Annotated in this window: 19 protein-coding genes; 3 read left to right on the forward strand and 16 right to left on the reverse strand. The window is 64.9% G+C overall.

The window, feature by feature from the left end; all coding sequences use genetic code 11:
* Positions 1-13 precede the first annotated feature (13 nt).
* The 12 genes from AABF56_RS29725 to AABF56_RS29780 form a co-directional block, all read right to left on the reverse strand.
* Positions 14-955, reverse strand: a complete 942-nt coding sequence (locus tag AABF56_RS29725) for an HAD-IIA family hydrolase (RefSeq protein ID WP_272808497.1) — start codon at positions 953-955, stop codon at positions 14-16.
* On the reverse strand, positions 942-2,462 hold the full coding sequence (locus AABF56_RS29730) for a xylulokinase (RefSeq protein ID WP_272808496.1): 1,521 nt from the start codon (positions 2,460-2,462) through the stop codon (positions 942-944). Before AABF56_RS29730 ends, AABF56_RS29725 begins: the two co-directional genes overlap by 14 nt.
* Positions 2,459-3,928: an iron-containing alcohol dehydrogenase gene (locus AABF56_RS29735; RefSeq protein ID WP_272808495.1), complete on the reverse strand. Its 1,470-nt coding sequence runs from the start codon at positions 3,926-3,928 to the stop codon at positions 2,459-2,461. The genes AABF56_RS29730 and AABF56_RS29735 overlap by 4 nt, the downstream gene beginning before the upstream one ends.
* 41 nt (positions 3,929-3,969) lie before the next feature.
* Positions 3,970-4,917, reverse strand: coding sequence for an ABC transporter permease (locus tag AABF56_RS29740; RefSeq protein WP_338341932.1), 948 nt, complete (start codon positions 4,915-4,917; stop codon positions 3,970-3,972).
* A gap of 92 nt (positions 4,918-5,009) precedes the next feature.
* Complete coding sequence (locus AABF56_RS29745; protein ID WP_272808493.1) at positions 5,010-6,539, reverse strand: sugar ABC transporter ATP-binding protein; 1,530 nt, start codon at positions 6,537-6,539, stop codon at positions 5,010-5,012.
* Between the two features lie 75 nt (positions 6,540-6,614).
* Complete coding sequence (locus tag AABF56_RS29750; RefSeq protein ID WP_272808492.1) at positions 6,615-7,595, reverse strand: substrate-binding domain-containing protein; 981 nt, start codon at positions 7,593-7,595, stop codon at positions 6,615-6,617.
* 73 nt (positions 7,596-7,668) lie between these two features.
* Complete coding sequence (locus AABF56_RS29755) at positions 7,669-8,346, reverse strand: 2-oxo acid dehydrogenase subunit E2 (RefSeq protein WP_272808491.1); 678 nt, start codon at positions 8,344-8,346, stop codon at positions 7,669-7,671.
* Between the two features lie 12 nt (positions 8,347-8,358).
* Positions 8,359-9,204: a class II fructose-bisphosphate aldolase gene (locus AABF56_RS29760; RefSeq protein ID WP_272808490.1), complete on the reverse strand. Its 846-nt coding sequence runs from the start codon at positions 9,202-9,204 to the stop codon at positions 8,359-8,361.
* Positions 9,201-10,967 (reverse strand): glycerol-3-phosphate dehydrogenase, encoded by a 1,767-nt coding sequence (gene glpD, locus AABF56_RS29765; RefSeq protein WP_272808489.1) that lies wholly within the window; start codon positions 10,965-10,967, stop codon positions 9,201-9,203. Before glpD ends, AABF56_RS29760 begins: the two co-directional genes overlap by 4 nt.
* 61 nt (positions 10,968-11,028) lie before the next feature.
* Positions 11,029-11,271 (reverse strand): biotin/lipoyl-containing protein, encoded by a 243-nt coding sequence (locus AABF56_RS29770; protein ID WP_272808488.1) that lies wholly within the window; start codon positions 11,269-11,271, stop codon positions 11,029-11,031.
* Positions 11,268-12,302, reverse strand: a complete 1,035-nt coding sequence (locus AABF56_RS29775; protein WP_338341926.1) for an alpha-ketoacid dehydrogenase subunit beta — start codon at positions 12,300-12,302, stop codon at positions 11,268-11,270. Before AABF56_RS29775 ends, AABF56_RS29770 begins: the two co-directional genes overlap by 4 nt.
* Complete coding sequence (locus AABF56_RS29780; protein ID WP_272808487.1) at positions 12,299-13,303, reverse strand: thiamine pyrophosphate-dependent dehydrogenase E1 component subunit alpha; 1,005 nt, start codon at positions 13,301-13,303, stop codon at positions 12,299-12,301. The genes AABF56_RS29775 and AABF56_RS29780 overlap by 4 nt, the downstream gene beginning before the upstream one ends.
* A gap of 302 nt (positions 13,304-13,605) precedes the next feature.
* Between AABF56_RS29780 and AABF56_RS29785 the strand changes: the two genes are divergently transcribed.
* From AABF56_RS29785 to lipA, 3 genes are all read left to right on the forward strand, one after another.
* Positions 13,606-14,589 (forward strand): sugar-binding transcriptional regulator, encoded by a 984-nt coding sequence (locus AABF56_RS29785; protein ID WP_272808486.1) that lies wholly within the window; start codon positions 13,606-13,608, stop codon positions 14,587-14,589.
* Between the two features lie 148 nt (positions 14,590-14,737).
* Entirely contained in the window at positions 14,738-16,210 is a 1,473-nt protein-coding gene (locus AABF56_RS29790; protein ID WP_272808485.1) for an FGGY-family carbohydrate kinase, read from the forward strand.
* Between the two features lie 47 nt (positions 16,211-16,257).
* Complete coding sequence (gene lipA / locus AABF56_RS29795) at positions 16,258-17,211, forward strand: lipoyl synthase (protein ID WP_272808484.1); 954 nt, start codon at positions 16,258-16,260, stop codon at positions 17,209-17,211.
* Positions 17,212-17,385: 174 nt separating this feature from the next.
* Here the strand turns inward: lipA and AABF56_RS29800 are convergent, their stop codons facing one another.
* The 4 genes from AABF56_RS29800 to AABF56_RS29815 form a co-directional block, all read right to left on the reverse strand.
* The gene (locus AABF56_RS29800; protein ID WP_272808483.1) at positions 17,386-18,360 is read right to left on the reverse strand and encodes a carbohydrate kinase family protein; all 975 of its coding nucleotides are present in this window, start codon (positions 18,358-18,360) and stop codon (positions 17,386-17,388) included.
* A 48-nt stretch (positions 18,361-18,408) separates the two neighbouring features.
* Positions 18,409-19,401, reverse strand: coding sequence for an ABC transporter permease (locus tag AABF56_RS29805; protein ID WP_272808482.1), 993 nt, complete (start codon positions 19,399-19,401; stop codon positions 18,409-18,411).
* Complete coding sequence (locus AABF56_RS29810; RefSeq protein WP_272808481.1) at positions 19,349-20,878, reverse strand: sugar ABC transporter ATP-binding protein; 1,530 nt, start codon at positions 20,876-20,878, stop codon at positions 19,349-19,351. The genes AABF56_RS29805 and AABF56_RS29810 overlap by 53 nt, the downstream gene beginning before the upstream one ends.
* 74 nt (positions 20,879-20,952) lie before the next feature.
* The gene (locus AABF56_RS29815) at positions 20,953-22,122 is read right to left on the reverse strand and encodes a substrate-binding domain-containing protein (protein ID WP_272808480.1); all 1,170 of its coding nucleotides are present in this window, start codon (positions 22,120-22,122) and stop codon (positions 20,953-20,955) included.
* Positions 22,123-22,200 lie beyond the last annotated feature (78 nt).

Below are 22,200 nucleotides of genomic sequence, written 5' to 3' on the forward strand. Positions count from 1 at the left end.
GCAGAGGAATCCTTTAAATAAACGGAATTATAATGGTGGGAACGATTTGCGAGTCTGCGATATAGGGTTCAACTGGCTCTGCTGCGAATAAACCGTGCCTGGTGACGAGGATCGTGTCGAGGCCGGCAGCTTGCCCTCCGAGTATATCGGTATGCAAGGTATCGCCGACCATCGCCAGCCTGCCTGCTCCGACACGGCCGATCGCATTCTCGAAAGCGGCCGCAAAGGGCTTTCCGAAAAAATGCGGCGTGACGCCGGCGCGGTCCTGGAGGTCATGCGCCCACCAGCCTGGTTCGAGGGTAAGCCCGTCTTCGCGCGGTGCGATCAAGTCGGGATTGGCGATGACGACGGGGCGGGGATTCATGAGCAGTTCGGAGACGAGACGATCCTGCAGGACCTCTGTCCACCGGGCGGACGACAGGAAGAGGAAACCTTCTGCGCGCGACCAGTCATCGCCCGCATCTAGGAGATCGATGACGCCGACAGCCGCGTCCTCGAAACCGTCTCCCGAAGCACAGATCGCGGACCATCGAAGGTCCGGCGCGAGACCGTCGAGATGCGCGAGGGCGACATCCCGGCTGGAGACGATCTCCTCGCGTCGCACGTCCAGTCCGAGACGCCGATATTTCCCGTAGGCGATCTCGCTGGTGTAGCTCGCCGCATTGGTGAGAATGCAGAAGGGCTTGCCCATGGCACGCAGCGCCGACAGGCATTCCGCCGCGCCCTCGATCGCCGTCTCGCCGACGTTCAGCACGCCGAACGAGTCGAACAGGAATCCGTCGTAGCGCTCCGCCGTTTCAATGAGGCTTCCGGCATAGACCGGCGCGCTGGGGAAGCGCGCGCCGGGCAGGCGCGAGCGGATTTCCTGATACCGTTGATAGGCGCGCGTGAGGCTGATCGTCGGAACGACCGTCATCATTTCAGCGTCCGATTGTGCGGCGCTATGCAGCGTCATGGGTGGCATCCTGCAATTGCCTGAACTGGTCGCGAAGCGACGGGTAGACGGTCTTGTAGATCTCATAGAACCGGTCGTACTTCAAACCGCGTTCCCTGTCGGGCAGGTAGACCCGCCCGCTGCCGCTCATGGCGGAGGCCGCATCCTCGACGCTATCGAAGAAACCCGCGCCCTTCGCGGCGAGCATGGCCGCGCCGAGGCATGTCGCCTCGCCCTCGCGCGCGACCTCCACCGGCCGCTGCAATATGTCCGCGACGATCTGGCACCAGAGTTCGCTGCGCGATCCGCCGCCCATAACCAGAAAGCGATCGGTTGTCGAGCCGGTCACGCGCTCGGCGCTCGTTGTTGACAGGCGTTGCTCCATCGCCAGCCCCTCCAGTATCGCACGATAGAAATGCGCTTTTCCGTGCCGGCTCGACAGGCCGAAGAATACGCCGCGCGCCGCACTGTCCCAGTAGGGCGTTAGCACGCCGGTGAGATAGGGAAGCGCCAAGAGGCCTTCCGAACCGGGCGGGAGGCTGGCGGCAGCGGTCTCAAGGATCTGCTCGGGCGAAAGGTCCAGATGAAACGGGTCCCTGCCGATATCCGAGAACCGCTCCACGAACCAGTTGATGTTGTAGGTGCCGCCGCCGAAGAAGGTCTCGATCAGATAGGAGCCGGGCACACCGCCGACCATCAGGCGAAATGCGCGATCCACCTGGTAATTCGCACTGAACGTGCCGGAAACGATCCCGGTGCCGAGGTTGAGATAGGCCTCGCCCGGCCGCGTGATGCCGACACCGAGACCGGCCGCCTGCCCATCCCCGAGCCCCGCAACGACCTTCAGACCCGGTATCAGCCCGAAGTCGGCGGCCACGTCAGGGCGCACCGTTCCCAATACCTCGCCAGGCGCAACGATGTCTCCAAAATGCTCAGGCGCAAGACCAGTTTGTCCGATCAGCCCGCCATGCAACGCGAAACGCTTCAGATCAAGCACGCCCAGCGGATCAATGCTTCCATAGGAGCCGCGCCACTCGCCGGTCAACCGGTGGACGAGATAACCGTGCACGTCCACCACGCGGTGCGCTCTTTCGAGGACACGCAGCTCGTGCTTCTTCAGCCACAAAAGCTTGTACCAGCTCGTGGCGGTGTTTGGCGGCTTGCCGGTGATCGCGTGGACGGCGTCCGTTCCGAAGTTCTCGACCTCCTCAGCCGCACGCGTATCGAGCCACAGGATGGCGGGCCGCAGCGCATGCCCGGCCTCGTCCAGGCAGACGAAGGTTTCGCGCTGATGGGCGATCGAAAGGGCCGCCAGGCGGGAGGGATCGATCTGCCGGCACGCCTGCCCGATTGCCTCGCAGGTGGTCCGCCACCATTCGACGGGATCCTGCTCGCCCCAGCCCGGCTTCGGCGTCGAATGACCGAACGCCGCCCGGCCGCTGCTGACGGCACGGCCCTTCTGGTCCCAGACGATCGCCTTGGCCGCGGTGGTCGAGCAATCGATGCCGAGAACCAGATCCGCCGTCATCTGCCAGCCCCCCTGGCGGCATTGCAGGCTTCATCGACGCGGTCGAGGACTCGCTGGACGCCCGCCTCGTCCCACCAGCCGGCAAGCGTCAGAAGGTCGGCAACCGTGAAGCGCTCGCGCATGAACTGGCAGTTCGCCACCACCCAGCGCGCGAGATCTGCCGACGGCATGGGATCGAGCTGGTCGTGACGCATGGGTGCGTTGGCCCTATGAAGGTAGCGCGCAATCTCGTGCGAGCCAAGCACGAGCGCATCGTGCCGCGCGCGGTTTTCCGCCCAGTCCGCGAAGAACGCCTCGACGCTTCCGCGGGCGCCGTGCCAGTCGGCCAGCTTCCTGCCGTAACGCGACCAGCATTCGGCGCCGATACGGCCGCTGGGATCGAGCATCGCGAATACCTCGCCGACGCGGGACTCCCAGGTTCCGATATCGGGAAAGAGGCTCGCCGGGTCCGGCCGAGCCTCGCTCCAGCGTTCGCTGAAGACTTCCCAGGCGGCCGCGCGGATCACCGAACCAACGCCGACCTGCGCGCCGTGCAGGCCCATCGGCGCGCCGCGCTCGCCGGCGACCATGTCGAGCATATGGCTGAAAAGGTGCTCCATGCCAGACAGCGCCGCCGTGGTGCCGCCGACGCCCGTGACGATGCCGCGCATCGCCAGCGCCGAGGCGAGACGCGCGCAGGCGTCGTGATCGCCCTTGCCGACGCCTTCCGACCAGTCGCCGACCCCTTCGCCGCACAGGGCGAGAAGATCCAGCAGTATCGGCGCGAAGGTGCTGTCCAGCCCGAGACGGCATGCCAGGAACCAGTCACCCGGCGCACTGTACATCGACATGAGCTCGCCGAAGCCGGATGCGTTCAGGACATGCGGCGCCTCGCAAACGGTGCGCGTGTCGGTCAGCACCGCCTCGGGCCAGCGCGTCAGCAGCGTACGCTTGACGCCGTTCTGCAGGACCACCGAGAAATTGTCGGTGTAACCATCCACCGAGGCCGCCGTCTGGATGACGATATGCACGGGCACGTTCGACCGCATGGCTGCGACCTTGGCGATATCGGTGATCGTGCCGCTCCCCACCGAGACGATGCAATCCGCCCCGACCGCGCGACGGGCGGCCTCGTCGAGGATCGGATCATCGGCATGCAGCACGGCGTGGCCATCGTCGAGCGTGACGCGGGTGACCGCGTAGCGCTCTGAAAGCTTGCGAAAAACCTCGCCTTTGAGGTCTCCCCCATTCCGCCGGATGACCACGGGATCCACCATCAGATGGACGCGGATTGCCGGGCCGGAGGCGAGACCGGCAGCCGACAGATGACGGTCGATCGTTCCGGTGAGGCCGTCGAGCACGTCGCCCGATATCGCCACTTCCTTGAGGCCCAGCGGCTCGAATTGTCCGCGCGGGTCATTCTGGCTCAGCGCCGCCCTGATCGTGTCAAGGCGTGAAAGGTCCGACAGCCGGAGGTCAAGCGACATGATACACTCACTTTCCAATAAGACAGGCCGACCGGACACACTCAGCGGCCGGACCGGCGATCCAGGATCACGGCAATAATGATCGCGACGCCGATGACCACCGGTTGGAGGTTCGGTGAAACGTTGATCAGCGCCATGCCGTTGCGAAGAACGCCGATGATCAGAAGGCCGACGAACGTCCCGAGCATTCCGCCCGACCCGCCGGAGAGGCTGGCACCGCCGATGACCACGACGGCGATGACGCTGAGCAGATCGCTCGCGCCGGCCGTGGGATGGGCCGTGTCGAGCCGCGAGCCGAGGATGAGGCCGGCGACGGCGGCCAGCACGCCGGCGATCACGTAGACGCCGAGCTTGACACGCTGCGTGTTGATCCCGGAAAGCCGCGCCACCTCCTCGCCGCCGCCCACCGCGTAGAGCGCCCGCCCAGCCGGCCGGAAGGTCAGCCAGTAGGCGGCGATCAGGTAGATCGCGATCATCAGGATCGTCTCGAGCGGAATGCCGAGGATGCGCGTCGCCGTCAGCGCGGTGAAATAGTCGGGAAAACCGGTGATGGGGCCACCATTGGTGATGAAGAGCGCAATGCCGGAACAGGCTGACATGGTCGCAAGCGTCGCGACGAAGGGCTGGATCCGCCCGTAGGTGGACAGAAGACCGTTCACCAGCCCGACGAGGGCTCCGACTGCAACGCCGGCAAGGCACGACAAGGGAAAAGGCACGCCGAACTCGCGGTAGAGCCAGGCGTTCACCATCAGGCTGACGGCGAGCACGGCGCCGACCGACAGATCGATGCCGCCGATGATGATAACGAGCGCCGCACCCACGGCCATGATCCCGATTTCGGAAACCTGGCTGAAGATGTTCAGCATGTTCCGCGTCGTCAGGAAGTACGGCGACAGATAGGAAAACACGATGCAGATCAGGATCAGGCCGATCAAGGGTCCGGGCAGGATGCGGAGGGCGGAAAGGACCGCGCTGGAAAAGCGGTTCATTGCGGGAGCCTCGCTGTCCTGCCGACGCGTCTGCGCGTCCGGAAAGGCCGTCTGCGTGACGTCAGTGTTGGTTTTGACATCTGACATGGTCGTCATCCCTGCTGGATATCTGAAGTTGAAGACGCGCGGCCGCCGACCGCCAGCGCCATGACCTTTTCCGGACTGGCCTCCTCGCGGGAGAGGATCCCGCATTGCCGGCCTTCGGACATGACGAGGATCCGGTGCGAGAGGCCCAGGACCTCCTCGAGCTCCGAGGACACCACGATCACCCCCATGCCGCTCGACGCAAGGCTGCGCAGGATCTCGTAGATCGCCATCTTGGCGCCGACATCCACCCCGCGCGTCGGCTCGTCGACGATAAAGACCTTCGGCGCCTCCACCAGCCATTTGGCCAGCAGCACTTTCTGCTGGTTGCCGCCGGACATGAAACCGACGGGCAGGTCCAGCCGTCCGCGGATATCGAAACGCTTGCGCTGCTGCTCGCCGACCTTCCTGACCGTCGACGGAAGGATCTGGCCGAAGCGCGCGAGCTTCCTTTCCCAGGGAAGCGTTATGTTGGCGGCGGCGGAGCGATCGAGGTTGAGGCCCAGCCCCTTGCGGTCTTCCGGGACCATGAAGATGCCTGCATCCATCGCGCCGCGCGGGCTCTTGAAATTGACGCGCTGCCCGGCAACCCAGATCTCGCCGCTATCGAGACGGTCCGCGCCGCTGATGGCTCTGACGACATCGGTGCGCCCGGCGCCGACCAATCCGGCGAAGCCGAGGATTTCGCCCTCCAGCAATTCGAAGGAAACGTCGCGGAACGCACCCTGCCGGGCCGCCCCATCTACCTTGAGCACCACCTTCTGGCCGCGCGGCTTGGGCGCATGGTGCTCGAAAGTGAATTCGCGTCCGACCATCGCGTTGATCATCTGCTCCTTCGGTACGGGCTTCTCTTCCCATCGGGCCACCATTGCGCCGTCGCGCAAGCAGACCACCTGGTCGGCCACGGACTGGATCTCGTCGAGCCGGTGCGAGACGTAGATGACGCCGGTTCCTTCGGTCCGCAGACGGCGCACATGCTCAAGGATCTGCTCGGCCTCCACCTCACCGAGCGTGGCGGTCGGCTCGTCGAATATGATGTAGCGAGGCTTGCGCAGTAGCGCCTTGGCGATCTCAATGCTCTGCTGCACCGCCATGGTGAGGCCGTTGACGACGCGCCGGGGGCTGATGGTGACGCCGAGGGAGCCGAGGATCGCGCGGGATTCCTCCTCCATGCGCGCCCGGTCGACACGGCCGCCTCGCATAGGCAGACGGCCCATGAACAGGTTCTCCGCGACGGATAGCCTCGGCAGCAGGCGGATTTCCTGATGGATCAGCGCGACGCCCTTCTGCAGCGCCTCGGAGGGGGAGCGCGGCCGGTATTCCGTGCCATCGAGCCAGATCTGTCCTTCGGTCGGCGAGACGATACCAGCGATGATCGCGTTGAAGGTGGACTTGCCCGCGCCGTTCTCACCGATCAGGCCCACCACATTGCCGGGCCGCAAGGAGAAATCGATCGATTTCAGAACCTTTATCTTGCCGTAGTCCTTGACGATCCTGTTGCAGAACAGGCCGACCTCTGCGGGAGCGCTGGCATCCATGACCGAGATCCGTTTCGAATAATTGCTTGATGCTGACGGCGGACCCGGCCCATGACGGACCGGGTCCGACCCCTGTCAGAAGCGGTCGGCGGCCGGGCCGTAGAAATCCGACGGCTTGATCTGGTCGACATTGTCGGCCGTGACCAGAACAGTGTCCTGGTACTGGATCTCCGGGATCGAGCCCGCCTCGCCGTTGATGACGCGCAGCGCGTCCCGAACTGCCATCTGACCCATCTTATACGGAATCTGGGCCATGGTCGCCTGGGTCAAGCCGGACTTGATCGCCTTGAACATCGTCGGGAAGCCGTCGATGCCGACCGACAGCAGGTCGTCGCGGCCAGCCTGCCGGGCGGCCTTCGCCGCGCCGAGCGACATGGCGTCGCTCTCGCCGAAGACGGCCTTGAGGTTGGGGTTGGCGGTCAGGATGTTCTGGGTCGCCGCGAAGGCTTCGTTCTCGTCCCAGTTCGCGGCCTGTACGGCAACGACCTTGATGTCGGGATAGTTCTTCAGCGCTTCCTCGCAACCCTGCGTGCGCTGCTGCTCGGCCGTCGAACCGAGAACACCCTTGAGGATGGCGATCTCGCCGCTGCCGCCCATCTTGTCGAAGAGCCAAGTGCAGAGGTCGCGCGCCGCCTTCACGCTGTCAGTCGCGATGAAGGTGACGAGCTCGCCGCTGCCGGATTCCGGCCGCTGGTCCACGGCGATGACGGGAACCTCGGCATTGTTGGCGGCCTTGACGCTGGCGGCTGCCGCCGTCGAATCCTGCGAGATGAAGAGCAGCGCCTTCGGCTGCTGGACCAGGAGGTTCTGAACCTGGTTGATCTGCTCGCGCGAGCTGTTGGAGGCAGAGGCCACGTTGAGATCGAGGCCTGCTTCCTTCGCCGCATCGCGCATGCCATCGACCGCCGCGATATAGAACAGCGATTTCTGGTCGGCAACGGAAGCGGCAATCAAGGGCTTTTCCTGGGCCGCGGCGATTGCCGGGGCCAGGGACAGGGCGAGCGCAGCACCGAGCAGGCCCCGGACCACGGATGCACGTAGTTTACTGTTCTTCATAGCCATATCCTCCCATAGTTAGGCTATTCATTTTCCAGTTTCGCAGTGCTTACGATCCATTCGCGGATCGACTTCAGTTCGCAGGCGCCTCCTTTTCGAGACGCTTCTTCAGGGCAGCCATGAAGCTGGCCGCCTGTGCTCCGTCGAGGGCGCGGTGATCGCAGGTCAGCGTCAGCTCGCTGATCTGGCGCCATTGGGGATCGCCGTCGTTCCAGACCTGACGCCGGCTCGTACCGCCCACCGCCAGGATCGCCACCTGCGGCGGGTTGATGATCGCGGTAAACCGCTTGACGTCGAACATGCCGAGGTTGGAGATCGTGAACGTGCCACCCACCACGTCCGTAATCGCGATTTTTCCGTCGCGTACCTTACCCACCAGCGCCCGGCGGCGCTCGGCGATCCCTGCAAGCGACAACCGCGCCGCATTACGGACGACAGGCACCGTCAGGCCCCTGTCGGAGGCCACGGCAAGGCCGACATTGATGTCGTCGTACTCCACGATTGTGTCGTCGCGGTAATGGGCGTTCACCGCCGGGTGCTCAGCCAGCGTGGCGGCACAGTCCGACAGGATGACGTCCGTCAGCGTAACCCCCTCCGTGCGCCGCGCCATCGCGGCTTCCATGTCCACCTCAACCGTGATGCCGAACATCGGCGCCTGCCAGGCCGTGCCCATGTGCCGGGCCATCAGCTTCGCCGTCTTGGAGAGCGGCTTTTCGCGGCCAACCGGTTCTGCTTCGAGGGTCTTCGTCATGGCCGGGTTCCCTCAAGCCGCCTTGCCGGCGCAGCCGTAAAGCTGGATTTTCTCGACCGTCGCATCGACCATCTGGCTGCGGCCTTCCGCCATTGCCTCCTCGAGCTGTCGGTCGCCCTTCGCCCAGACCGACTCGAAGCCGCGCCGGAAGGCATGGCGCAGATCGGTATCGGCGTTGAATTTGTGCACGCCGGCCGCCCTCGCCTCGCTGACCTCGCGTTCGGTGAGACCGGAGGCGCCGTGCAGAACCAGCGGAATGCCCGTCGCTTCGCGGATCTCATGGATACGTTGGATATTGATCGGCTCGGGCGTCAGGCCGGGAATCACGCCATGGACGATCCCGACCGAGATGGCGAGATAATCGATGCCCGTCTCGGCCGCGAAGCGACGCGCCTCTTCGACATCGGTGTAGTAATCGGCCCAGTTTACGGTCTCGCCGACATCCGGGATCTTGCCGAGCTCGGCTTCGACCGGAATGCCGAAGGCGTGGGCGATCTCGACCACACGCCGCGTGGTGGCGATGTTCTCCTCGAAGGGCAGATGGGCGCCGTCATACATGATCGACGTGAAGCCGAGGCGGATCGCCTCCATTACCTCATCCCAGGACCCGTGATCGAGGTGGATCACATATTTGGCATTCGACCACTCGGCGATCCTCTGCGTCATCTCGAACGCACGCCGGACGCCAATATGAGGAATGATGGCGCGGCCGACCTGAAGGAACACCGGCGCTCTGGCACGCTCCGCGGCCCAGACGAGCGCCTCGGTGGTCTCCTCGTTGTGCATGTTGAACGCACCGACCGCATAGCCGTTGCGGCGAGCGTCTTCGATGATCGCTCTGGGGTCGGATTGGGTCATGTGGTCTGTCCTCCGAAATGTCGTGTGTCGATGCGGGCGGCTGTGGTGTCCGGGACGGCAGGCGACGGCGCGCCTGCCGCGGGCGCCGCGGCCATCCGGGGGAGATCGGATCGGCCCGGCACGTCGAAACGGCGGATGTAGCGAAGATAGTCACGAACCTCATCCGCCCGGCGCTGCTCGCTCCAGCCGAGATGGCGGGCGAGGATATCGGCCGCACGGTCGAGAGCAGCGCGACCACAGGTCGAGTTGAGACCGACCATGACGCGGCGGATCAGGGCGTCGGTCAGGGTGCGGCAGAATTCGTTGCGATAGGTGAAGACGAGCTCCGCGCCGAGGGCACCCGTTTCGGGATCGAAGACCTCGGCGAGATCAGGGTGTTCGTGCGCCAGGGCAAGGATATCCGCCGCCCGCGCGCCATAGGTCTCGACAAGGCGGTGCATCGTGGCGGGCGCAGCGGCGCCGCCGCGCTCCAGTCCCTTGCGGAAGGCGTTCCAGTCGCCCACCCTGGCGCCCGGGAATAGTGTCCGCGACGTCGAGCACGGCGGCGCCTTCTTGCCGAGCTGCCTGTAGATTTCGTCGACAGCTTCCTCGGCGAGGCTGCGATATGTCGTCAGCTTGCCGCCGATCACCGACAGAAGCCCCCTGCACCGCGGCGCATGATCGTGCAACACATGGCTTCGCGGCACTTTCCACTCCGACTTGTCGGGAACAAACGGGAGCGGGCGCACGCCGCTATAGGTGTAGAGGATATCGTCTTCCGTCAGACCGGCAGAGGGGATGAGCTGGTTGACCTCGCCGAGCAGATACTCGACCTCGGAGGCATCGGCGCAGGCCGTGTCGGGGTCGTCCGCGTAACGCTTGTCGGTCGTGCCGATCAGGTAGCGCTCGCCCCAGGGAATGACGAGAACGAGACGGCCGTCGGCGCGCGACTCGTAATAGATGACGTCCTTGGGCGCGCCGGGGAACGGGTCGACGACCAGATGGCTTCCCTTGGCGCCGCCGATATGGCGCTCAGTGCCGCCGCTCGAACCGTCGAGCACCATGTCGACCCAGGGGCCTGCCGCATTGACGACGACGCTCGCGGAAAGCGCGTGCCGCTCGCCGGTCAGGACATCAGTGAAGAGCACGCCGCCGACCGATCCGCCCTCCTCCAGAAAGCCGTCCACCTTGGCATGGGTGAAGATGCGCGCGCCGTCGGCGCGGGCGGCAAGGGCCACCTCCACGCACAGCCGCTCGGACCAGACCACCTGCCCGTCCATGAAGATCGCGCATCCTTCCAGCCCGTCGGGATCCATCCCGGGGAACCGGTCGAGCGTCTCCTTGCGGGAAAGGACCTTGTGCGAATGGGTCGACTTGTCGAAGGAGAGAACGTCGTAGGTCACCATCCCGGCACGGATCATCCAGCGCGACCGCCTGTTGTGCCGATAGAAGGGGATCATCAGCGGCACGGGCTTCACGAGATGCGGAGCGAGGCGGAACAGCCGCTCGCGTTCGCGCAGGGATTCGCGCACCAGCGCCACATCGCCCTGCTCCAGATAGCGCAGCCCCCCATGGATCAGGCGGCCCGACCAGCTCGAGGTGCCGCTGCCGATATCCTCCTTCTCCACCAGCGCCACGCGCAAACCGCGCGCCGCCGCGTCGCGGGCGATGCCGGCGCCATTGATGCCGGCGCCGATCACGATCAGGTCGAAGACGTTCTCCGGGGCCGGGGGCCCGTCGGGTCTTGTCTCCGCCGCGCGGCTATCTCCTGGAATATCGGTCATGGCTCATCGTCTTGAACTATGGACTTCGGGACCGGCCAGCCGGCCGGCGGCATCGTCTGTCTCAGTCGTCGGTCTCTATGATCGCGAGGACGCTGCGGACCTTGGCCTCCTCGCCCTTCTGGACGATGATCTCGGTCAGGACGCCGGTGGCGGGGGATTCAAGCTCCTGCGTCGCCTTTTCGGCCTCGATCTCGGCGAGCGGCTCGTCCTCGCTGACGCGATCGCCGACCTTCTTCAACCAGTCGGTGACCGTGCCCTCGCTCATGCCCATGCCCCACTGGGGCAGAAGAACTTCCACTCTCATACAACCAACCTCCGGTTCTTCGTCATGTTCTGATCGACCGCGCAGACCGCTTCGAGCGCGGCGACGATCTTCTCCGTCGTGGGATAGATCTGCGGCTCCAGCGCCGGGCTGAACGGCACCTGCATATTGAGCGACGCCACCCGCTTGATCGGCGCCCGCAGGGCCTCGTAGGCTTCGTCCGCCACCACGGCGGCGATCTCGGCCGCCGCGCCGCACATGCGATGGGCCGGCTCGGTGATCACCAGGCGCCCGGTGCGCCGGACGGATTCGACGATCGTCTTGGTATCGAGCGGAACCAGCGTGCGCGGATCGATCACCTCCACCGAGATGCCCCGCGCTGCCATCTGCTCCGCCGCCTTGAGCGCGAGCGGGACCGCGCCGGAAACGCCGACCAGCGTCACGTCCGTTCCCTCCCGCCGCGTGCGCGCCTTGCCGAACGGGATCCAGTATTCGTTGTCGTCGACCTCCTCCTTCGCCCCCCAGAGCGGCACCGCCTCGAAGACGAGAACCGGGTCGTCGCTGTCGATGGCCGTGCGTAGCAGGCCTTTGGCGTCACTGGCGGAAGCCGGAGCGACGATCTTCAGGCCCGGCACGTTCATGAACATCGGATAGGGGCGGTCGGAATGGTGCGCGCCGGTGTTGAGGCCGTAGAACATGGCCGAGCGGAACACGACCGGGATCGAGCTCTGGCCGCCGAACATGTAGCGGTTCTTGGCCGCCTGGTTCACAAGCTGGTCCATCGCCATGTAGAGGAAGCTGGAATAAGACAGATCGACCAGCGGCCGCAGGCCGGTCATCGCCGCGCCGATCGCGGCGCCGACGATGGCTTCCTCGGCGATGGGCGTGTTGCGGATGCGCGAACGCCCGAACTGCTGGACGAAATCGCCTTCCTCGGCACGCTGCTTCCCGCCGCCGGTCGTGCCATAGACATTGGCCTCGACGTCCTCGCCGATGATGATAACGCGCTCGTCGGCGATCATGGCCTCGCGCTGGGCGGCGCCGATGGCGCCGATATAGGTCATCTGGCTCAAAGCACGTCCTCCAGCTTGTAGGGATCGGTGTAGAGATCCTCGAAGGCCACGTTCAGGGCGGGGTCCGGGCTCTCCAGGGTGAAGGTCACGCAATCCTCGACCTCGCGGGCGATGTCAGCCTCGACGGCGTCCATCTCCCCGGCGGTGGCGATACCCTTGGCGATCAGCATTTGGCGGAAGAGGACGATGGGATCGCGCGACAGCCAGTGTTCCTTCTCGGCGGCGTCGCGGTAGTCGACATTGATGCGCAGGCCTTCGGAATGCTCGCGGAAGCGGTAGGTCATGACCTCGACGAGGGTCGGGCCGGCGCCGATACGGGCACGCTCGGCGGCCTCCGCCACGGCGTCATAGACCTTCAGCACATCCTGGCCATCCTCGACGCGCACGCCCGGAAGGCCGAAACCATGGGCGCGGTCGCAGATCCTTCCGGCGGTCACGGTATGGGCCGGGGTGGAGAGGGCGTACTGGTTGTTTTCGCACAGGAAGATGACCGGCAGCTTCCAGACGGATGCGAGGTTGAGGGCCTCGTAGAAGACCCCCTGGTTGGCCGCGCCGTCACCGAAGAAGGAGAGCGCCACACGATCCTGCTTCAGCACCTGCGCCGAGAGACCAGCGCCCACGGCGATCGGAATGGAGGATCCGGTGATGCCGGACTCGCCAAGGCTGCCGACCGCGGCGTCGGCGAGATGCAGCGAGCCACCCTTGCCCTTGCACACGCCGGTCGCCTTGCCGACCAGCTCCGCCATCAGCGGCCCGAGGGGCGAGCCCATGCCGATCGGATGGCCATGGCTGCGATGGTTGCCGGTCATGTGATCGCCGGGGCGCAGCGCCATGCAGGCGCCCACCACCTGAGCCTCCTGTCCGATGCTGGTATGCACCGTGCCGGGAATCTGGCCGCGCTTGACCATCTTGGATGCGCGCTCGTCGAACAGACGGATGCGCAGCATGCGACGCTGCATTTCCAGCAGCGTCTGCGCCGATAGGGTCGCAGACCGCTCCATGCCTCTCCTCCACTTGAAGCAAATGTTCTTTATATGAACTTATGTATCAAACAGGGCAGATGGACGCAAGCGGCGAAATCGTCCGGCCGGATCTTTTTCAGGCGCGCGCCCCTTCCCACGCAGCAAAAAGGGCGTGACGCGGCGCGATTTTTCGTGTTTTTCGTCACTATGCCGCCGATTCAGGGTTGAACCGGCTCCAGCCGGCAATAAGCCGGACGCCCGTCGAGAACCGCAGTGGACGAGCGGTTTGTCATCAGGCAGGACTTGCCCGGGAAATAACGAGGCCGCGACGAATGAATGAGATGGACAGGATCAGCAGCGAACCGGCACGGGCGGCTTGGCTCTACTATGCCGAGGAGCTTACCCAGAGCCAGGTCGCCGAGAAGCTGGGCGTCAGCCGCAGCACTGTCATCCGCCTGCTCCGACGCGCCAAGGAGAGCGGACTGGTCCAGATCACGCTCGGCGTGTCGTCGGAGACATTCGAGGCCGAGCGAAACCTGGAGAACCGCTATGGCCTGAAGAAGGTCCGTATCGTCCCCACCGCCGAGGATGACGCGATGCAACGCCGTTGGATGGGGCAGGTCGCAGCCGAGACCCTTGTCGGCATGGTTCGCGATGACGCCGTTGTTGCGGTAAGCTGGGGGACGACGCTCCAGGCGATGGCCGACTCGCTCTATGGCGAGACGTCGGTCTCCGGAATGCAGATCGTCGCCCTTGTCGGCGGGCTGCATAACGCGACCCGCGGCACGAATCCGTCGGAAGTGGCCGAGCAGCTCGGCCAGTATTTCCGTGCTCCGGCGCGTGCCCTCTACGCGCCGGTCTATGTCAAGAACGAGGCTACGGCCTCCGGCCTCAGAAGCGATGCAGGCCTGCGGGAAGCACTCGAACTCGCCCGCAAAGCCTCGCTCGTTGTCTTCGGCCTCGGCGCGCTGCACGACGATGCGACGATGTTGAAGCTCGGATATGTCGACGCGGCAGAGAAGGAATTCCTGGAGCGGCAGGGCGCAGTCGGCGACATCGGTTGTCGCTGGATCGACCGCGATGGGCAGGCGGTCGCCCTGCCGCCCACCATCCATCCGATCGGCATCGAGCTCGAGGATTTGCGGCATATTCCGGAGCGGCTGGCGGTGGCGGGCGGCGCAAACAAGAACGAGATCGTGCGTGCCGCGCTGCACGGCGGCTATGTGACTCACCTTGTGACAGACGAGCAATGCGCCTCGTTTCTCCTGGCGGAGGGTGGGGAAGCCGCCGCATCGAAACGGCACGCGCCGAAGCAATCGCGCTGATATTCAGCGCGAGGTGGCATCGCGGCCGCCACGCGCGGGGCATCCGCGCCGCTTGACATATTTGTTCAAATGGTGAACATTTGCTTCAATAGAACCTGACTGGTGCCATTGCCGTGAGGAGCGGTGCGCTATCGGGATGGGAGGAGCCATGATTCTCGGGATCGACCTTGGAACCTCGGTCGTGAAGGCGGCCAGCTTTTCGCTGGAGGGACGCAATATCGCCGTCGCCTCGCGCCGCACCATTTTCGACCCGTTCGGCGATGGCCGGATCGAGCAGGACCTTGAAACCCTCGTGACGTCGGTCGGCGAGGTGGTGGCGGAGGTCTGCGCCCGGTCCGGCGGCCCGCCGCAGGCGATCGGCATTACTGGCCAAAGCGACGGCCTCTGGCTCCTTGATGAAGCCGGACGGGCCGTCAGGCCGGCCATCTCCTGGCTCGACGACCGCGGCAACCCCTTCCTGCAGCGCTGGATCGATTCCGGCGTATTCGAGGCGGTATTCCGCCGCAATGCCAATGCGATCTTTTCCGGCTCCCAGGCGCCGCTGATGGCCGCGCTGGCGGCCACCGACCCGGCTTCACTCGAAGCCGCGACCACGGCCAGCTACCTCAAGGACGCGATCCTGCAACGCCTCACGGGCGTGCGCGTCACGGATGCCTCCGACGCCTCTCTGCCTTTCTTGGATATTCGAAAGCGTGACTATGATCCCGAAATCCTCCGCCTCCTTGGACTGGAGCGTTACGCGCGGCTGCTCGCGCCGGTAATGCCCGCCCCCGGCCAAGCCTTTCCGCTGAGCGCCACCGGCGCCGCGCTGACCGGCCTTCCCGAAGGAATCCCGGTTCATGCCGGACCATTCGATCTCGTGGCCTGTCCCATGGGCGCCGGGGTGAGAACGGTCGGCGATGGCCTGATCATCGTCGGTACGACACTCGCCTGTGAAGTGATGGTCGATACGATCGACACCACGGCGGACCCCGTCGGCATGACGCTGTGCATGCCCTCCGAGGGCCGTTGGATCCGCTCTCTGCCGGCGACGGTCGGCACGGCCGCGCTGGACTGGGTGCTGAACCTTGTCGGTATGAAGCACGATGCCCTCGACGCGCTGCTTGAGCAAAACGCGCCGGGCGCCAATGGCGTCACCGCCCTGCCCTATTTCTCGGCGACCGGCGAACGCGCTCCATTTTGCGACGTGAATGCGCGCGGCCAGCTCGCAGGCTTGAGCACTGCGACCACGCCGGCCGACCTCGTGATGGCGGTATGCGAATCCGTCGCCTATGCGGCCCGCCATTGCATCGAGGCCGCCGGCCTGTCGGGGCGGCTGGCGATCTGCGGCGGCGGCAGCAGTTCCGCCGCATGGACCCAAATGCTCGCCGACGTCTTGCAGAGGCCGCTGCACATCGCCCCAAGGCCCGAGGTGGGCGCGAGGGGCGCCTGCATCGCCGCGATGGATGCGTTGGGACTGCAATACGATGTCGGGGCTTGGACAAGCGCCGAGGGCCTGATCGAACCGCGGCGCAAGAGCGCCGAGCGTTACGCCGGCGGCTACGCCCACTATCTCGAAACGATCTCCGCCGCGCGCCCGCTCTGGCACAGCCCGCACCGCAGGCCGCGCGCCGTGGCATGACGCCGGCGAACGCTCAACCGAACAACGTGCATCGAGAGAAACCCGCCATGGCGAGAGACCTGACGATTCCCGAACAGCGCCACCCGGAAAAGGCGCATCGTCCGCACACCCCGGACCTGGAGAAACCGGCCTGGATCCGCGTGAAGGCGCGGGTCGGCGACAGCTACAGGGCGACACGCGACATCGTCCAGGCGCATGGCCTCACCACAGTCTGCGAGGAAGCCGGCTGCCCCAATATCAGCGAATGCTGGAACCAGCGCCATGCCACCATGATGATCATGGGCGACATCTGCACGCGCGGCTGCACCTTCTGCAACGTCGCAACCGGCCGCCCCGACGCGCTGGACCCTTTCGAGCCGGCACGGGTGGCCAACGCCGTCAGGAAGCTCGGCCTTGCGCATGTCGTCGTCACCAGCGTCGACCGCGACGACCTGGAAGACGGCGGCGCCGATCATTTCGCACGGACCATCCGCATGATCCATCGGCACGCACCGGGCACGACCGTCGAGATCCTCACCCCCGATTTCCGCCGGTGCGGGCCATCGGCGCTCGAAACCGTCGTGGCCGCGGGGCCGGACGTCTTCAACCACAATCTCGAAACCGTTCCCGGGCTCTATGCCGAGGTGCGCCCCGGCGCGCGCTACTTCACGTCACTGCGACTGCTGCAGCGCGTCAAGGAACTCGCCCCCGCAATGTTCACCAAATCCGGCATCATGGTCGGGCTGGGCGAAACGCGGCGGGAGGTCCTGCAGGTGATGGATGATATGCGCGCGGCCGACGTCGACTTCCTGACGATCGGCCAATACCTGCGCCCGACGCCGAAACACCACACGGTCGCCCGCTATGTCACGCCGGAAGAGTTCCGGGAATATGAGGCAATCGCCTTCGCGAAGGGTTTCCTGATGGTATCTGCGACACCCCTCACGCGGTCGAGCCATCACGCCGGCGACGATTTCGTAAAACTGAAAGCTATGAGAAGAGAACGTTCGGAGCATCTATGAGACCTATAGAATCGACGCCTCTGTGCTGTGAACCTATTACTTTGGTGTGATTCAGGCTCTCCCTTGATGCCGCAGGCAGGTTGCCATTCGGTTTTGCGACAGAGACAGCACGAGCAGGCGAAGCCGCACGGCGGCGTTCCTCCGGCGACAATCACCGTTGTGCGGAAACAGGTATCATCCGACGCTCTGGAGAACTTTTGCCGGGTCCTTGGCCTTCACGCGGAGGATGAAGTCGAGCGCCGCGTCGAGATCGGTGACGCCCGCCTGACTGCCGAGGCCGCTGGCATTGAGGGCGGAGGACGCCTGGGCCAGCCGCATTGTCTCTTCGGGATTCATGCCCCTGATCAGCCCGGTGGCAAAGCCGGCGTTGAAGGCATCGCCGCACCCGCAGGTGCACACGACGTTGATGTCGAAGGCAGGCATGTGAAAGCGTGTTCCGTCGCGGTGGTGGTAGTAGGCGCCTTCAGCGCCCATCGTCATGACAATGCAACCGACACCGAGGTCGACAAAGTGGCGGCCGATGTCCTCCTTGTCGGTTAGACCGGAAAGCGCCTGCGCCTCCTCGATGGAGGGAATGAAGTAATCGACATTCGGAAGAAGCCCGGCGACATTCGCCATATCCTTCTTGTCCGCGGCGAAGACATCGAGCGTGGTGATGCACCCGCGCCGGCGCGCTTCGGCCATCAGCGCGAAGCTCTTCTCGCCGTCCATCAGGTCCATGAGGCCAGTACCGCCCATATGAACGATCTTCGCGTCCAGCACCTGGTCGAGATGCTCCGGCCTGACGTCGAAGGCGCCAGTCGCCCCGCGCATGTGGAGCGCCGGGCGTTGCCCATCGGGTCTCGTTGTGACGATGGAGGAGGAAGTACCCACATTCTTGCAGAGTTCCATTCGAGAGGTGTCCACGCCGAAATGGTTGAGGCGGTCGATGACCCATGCCCCCATCAGGTCGTCGCCGATGCCGCCAACCGCGAGCACTTTTAGGCCGTACTTGGCGGCGACGATCGCCGCCGCGCCGGCCGCACCGGAGACGGCCATGGTGATTTCCTCGACGAAGTATGTGTTGCCGCCCGGCGGAATGGCCGTCACCGGCCTGCCGAGGCAATCAAAGGTGTAGAAACCGATGGAAGTGTAGTCGTATGTCGTCATGGTCTTCCTCCCGCACCGCCTTCCGACGGTGACCTCAAACTGACGGTATTAGGCGTTGCGCTTGCGGGCAAAAGCGACCGCAAGGATGATGATCGCGCCCGAGATCATCATCTGCTCGGAAACGTCGAGCCCCATGATGATGAGGCCGTTGTTGATCGTGCCGATCATCAGCGCGCCGGTGAAGGTGCCGATAATGGTCGCCCGGCCGCCGAACAGGCTGGTGCCGCCGAGGATCACCGCCGCGATGACCATCAGCTCGGCGCCCTCGCCGAAATTGTAGCGGGCCGTCTGCATCATGCCGGAATAAAGCAGGCCCGCGAGCGCGGCCGCCGACGCCGTCAGCAGGAAGGCGAGGAACTTGATGCGACGCGTCTTTACGCCGGAATATTCCGCCGCCAGGCGATTGCCGCCGGTGGCGAGGATCTGCCGGCCGAAGGAGGTATAGCGCAGAACCACATGGCCGAGCGCCGCCACGATCACCGACCAGAAGAGCAGCGAGGGAACGCCCCAGAGGCTTCCCGACCCGAACAGGCTGTTGAAGGTCGCGTTGGAGATCGAGATCGGGTTGGTGTAGGTGACGCGCATGTCGAAGCCGCGAATGAACTGCATCATGCCAAGCGTCACCAGGAAGGACGGAATGCCGACCACCGTGACGAAGAAGCCGTTGAGGCAGCCGACGACGAGGCCGGCGCCGAGCGCCGCCGCCACCGCAAGTCCCCAGCCATAGCCCGCCTGCATGACGAGCGCGCAGACGAGGGCGGAGAGCGCCGCGGTGGAGCCGACCGACAGATCGAGCTCGCCCGCGCCGATGACGAAGGTCATGGCGGTCGCCATGACGACGATCATGGCGGTGGTCCGCGCGATGTTGAACATGTTGCGGACGGTCAGGAAGCCGCTGTCGCCGATCATGATCGCGAAGTAGAGGAAGACCGCCGCGAAGACGATATAGACGATGTAGTCCTGCAGGGCGCGAATCTTGAACATGCCGTCAAGCCGCGGCGCCTGCAGGGGCCGCTCCGAGACGATGGCCTTGGATTGCATGATGAAGCTCCTCCTCCGAGCCGATATCCTGACGCCGCACGTCCTGGAATATGCGCCCGTTGTGCAGGACGAGCAGCCGGTCGCTGACGGCCAGCAGCTCCTCCAGTTCCGATGAGATGATGACGACCGCGACGCCTTCGTCGGCCATTTCGCGGACGACGCGGGCGATCTCCGACTTCGCGCCGATATCGACGCCAATGGTGGGCTCGTCGAGGACGAGCAGGCGCGGCCGGCGCGCCAGCCACTTGCCGAGAACGATCTTCTGTTGGTTGCCGCCCGACAAAAGCCGGGCCGGCTTGTCGGCGCTTTCCGTCTTGATGTTGAGCGCATCGATCATCCGGCGGATCATGCGGGCCGCGCCGCGGTCGTTGACGAAAGCTCCGGCGGTAAAAAGGCCGAGGCTCGGCAGAAGCATGTTCTGGCCGACGGAATGCTCCAGCACGAGGCCCAGACGGCGGCGATCCTCCGGCACGAGCGCGATGCCCTCGGCGATCGCCTGCGCCTGGCTGGTGACCGGCTTCCCGTCGATCAGGATTTCTCCAGCGGCCAGCGGCCGGCGCCCGAAGATCGCCTCGGCGATCTCGGTGCGTCCCGAACCCATCAGCCCGGCAATGCCGACGATCTCGCCCGCGCCTACGTCGAAGCTGACATCGTTGATGCGGGGCGGCAGGCTGACGCCGCGAAGCGTGAGAAGCGGTGGGCCGGAGCTCCGGTAACCGCGGTCGTGCCACTTGAAGCCTTCCACCTCGTCGGATCCCAGCATGGTCTCGACCAGCTCGGCCATGCTCACCTCGCTGCAGGGCGCCGTCAGGCGCACCCCGCCGTCGCGCATGACGGTGACGCGGTCGCACACGCTGAATATCTCCGCCATGCGGTGCGAGATATAGATGATGGAAATGCCGCTCGCCTTCAGCCGCCCGACGAGTGCGAAGAGCGCTTCGGTCTCGGCTTCGGACAGCGAGGCGGTCGGCTCGTCCATCACGAGGATCTGTGCCTGGCGCGACAGCGCCTTGGCGATTTCAACCATCTGGCACTGGCCGACGCTTAGTTCGCTGACGGGCACGCGCGGATCGATGTCGACGCCGAGCTCGTCCAGGATTCGGCGCGCGCGGCGCACGGCTTCCCCGTCACGGATGAAGATTCCCTTCTTCGGCTCACCGTTGAGAAAGATGTTCTGCGCCACGGAGAGCGTGGGCACGAGGCTGAATTCCTGGAAGATCATGGCGATCCCGGCGCGCCGGGCGCTGATGGCGTCGCCGAAGGCGACCTCCTCGCCCTCGATCCGGATGGTCCCGCCATCCTTTTCGTAGACGCCGGACAGGATCTTCATCAGCGACGACTTGCCGGCGCCGTTGCCGCCCATCAGGGCATGGACTTCGCCGCGGTTCAGCGTGAAGTCGACCTTGTTCAGCACCTTGTTTTGCGCAAAGGACTTCTCGATGTCGCGCATTTCGAGAACGGCTCGATCTTGCGGCATTGGATCGTTCTCCGGTTCGGGCGAGGCTGGAGAGGAGCGCTACCAGCCAGCGCCCCTTTGCTTTATCGGTTCTTTTACTGCGAGAGCGCCGAGCTCATTTCCTGCGGCAGATCGATCCGGTAGATCGTCTTGTAGGAGTCCGGCAGGTTGGCGCGCTTCACAGCGAGCGGCGGCACGACCACATAGGGCGGAACCTTCTCGCCGATCAGCGTCAGCGCGCCGATCCTGGCTTCCGCGGTACCCTGGTCATAAGGGCGCTGCGAGGAAATGCCGGCGATGAAGCCGTTCTGGGCCATGTTGAGCGCGACGATCTGGTCGAAGTTCTCGTTGACGATCTTGAAGTCGGACGGCGTGCGGCCGTTGACGTTGGCAGCCGTCACCGCGCCCATGGCCGGAATCGACCAGCTGGCATACATGCCGTCGATATCGGGGTAGCGGGCAAGCACGCCCTGCGCCACTTCCTGGCCCTTGTTCGGGTCGTCGTGGCCCGCGGCGGCGACGAGCTTGACGTCCGGATACTTGGCGCGCAGGCGGGCGATGAAGCCTTCATAGCGCAGGTTCGTCACGTAGAAGTCGTTGGCGAAGTAGAGCGCCGCGACATTGCCCTTGTAGTTGATCGATTCGGCCAGAAGGTCGGCGAGATACATGCCGAGCGCCAGATTGTCGGACGAGATGATCGCCGCATAGTCCTTGCCGGGATCCATGCCTTCCACGGCCTGGTCGATAAAGACCACCTTGGTGCCGGCTTCCGAAAGGCGCTTGTAGGCGCTGGCCGTCGTCTTGCCGTTGAGCGGTATGGAGACCAGAAGGTCGGGCTTCAGGACGGAGATGGCCTCCAGGTCGGCGATCTGCTTGGCGTCGTCCCAGTTGGCATTGGTCTCGGCAACGACCTTGATGCCGAGCTTCTCGAAATTTTCCTTGAGGCCGATGAGCTGCTGGGAGGCCCAGTCGTCGCCGAGCCAGCCCATGGAGATGGCGACGGTGAAGTTACCGGCCTTGATCTTGGCGAGCTGCTCGTCGGTGATGGCGATCTTGGAGGCCGGGAAGCCTTCCTCGCCGCGCTGGCCGTCGGAGACCACCACGTCGGTGAGGTCGTCGATCTGGGCGAGCTTCATCGTCTTTTCCGACGGCTCCTTGTACCAGAGCGGGTGCTTGACGCCCTCGGTGTTGTCGGCGAGCGCCGCCATCGGCAGGGACGCAACCACCATGGTCGCGAGGGCTCTCTTCAGGACATGCAGGGACATTGCTTGGCTCTCCTCCCAAGGTTACAGCCGCCTCTCATTGAGACAGCAGAAAGAATGCTGGCATGGGGCCGGCTTGCC

The organism is Shinella sp. WSC3-e (genome assembly GCF_945994535.1).
Taxonomy (GTDB): Bacteria; Pseudomonadota; Alphaproteobacteria; order Rhizobiales; family Rhizobiaceae; genus Shinella; species Shinella yambaruensis.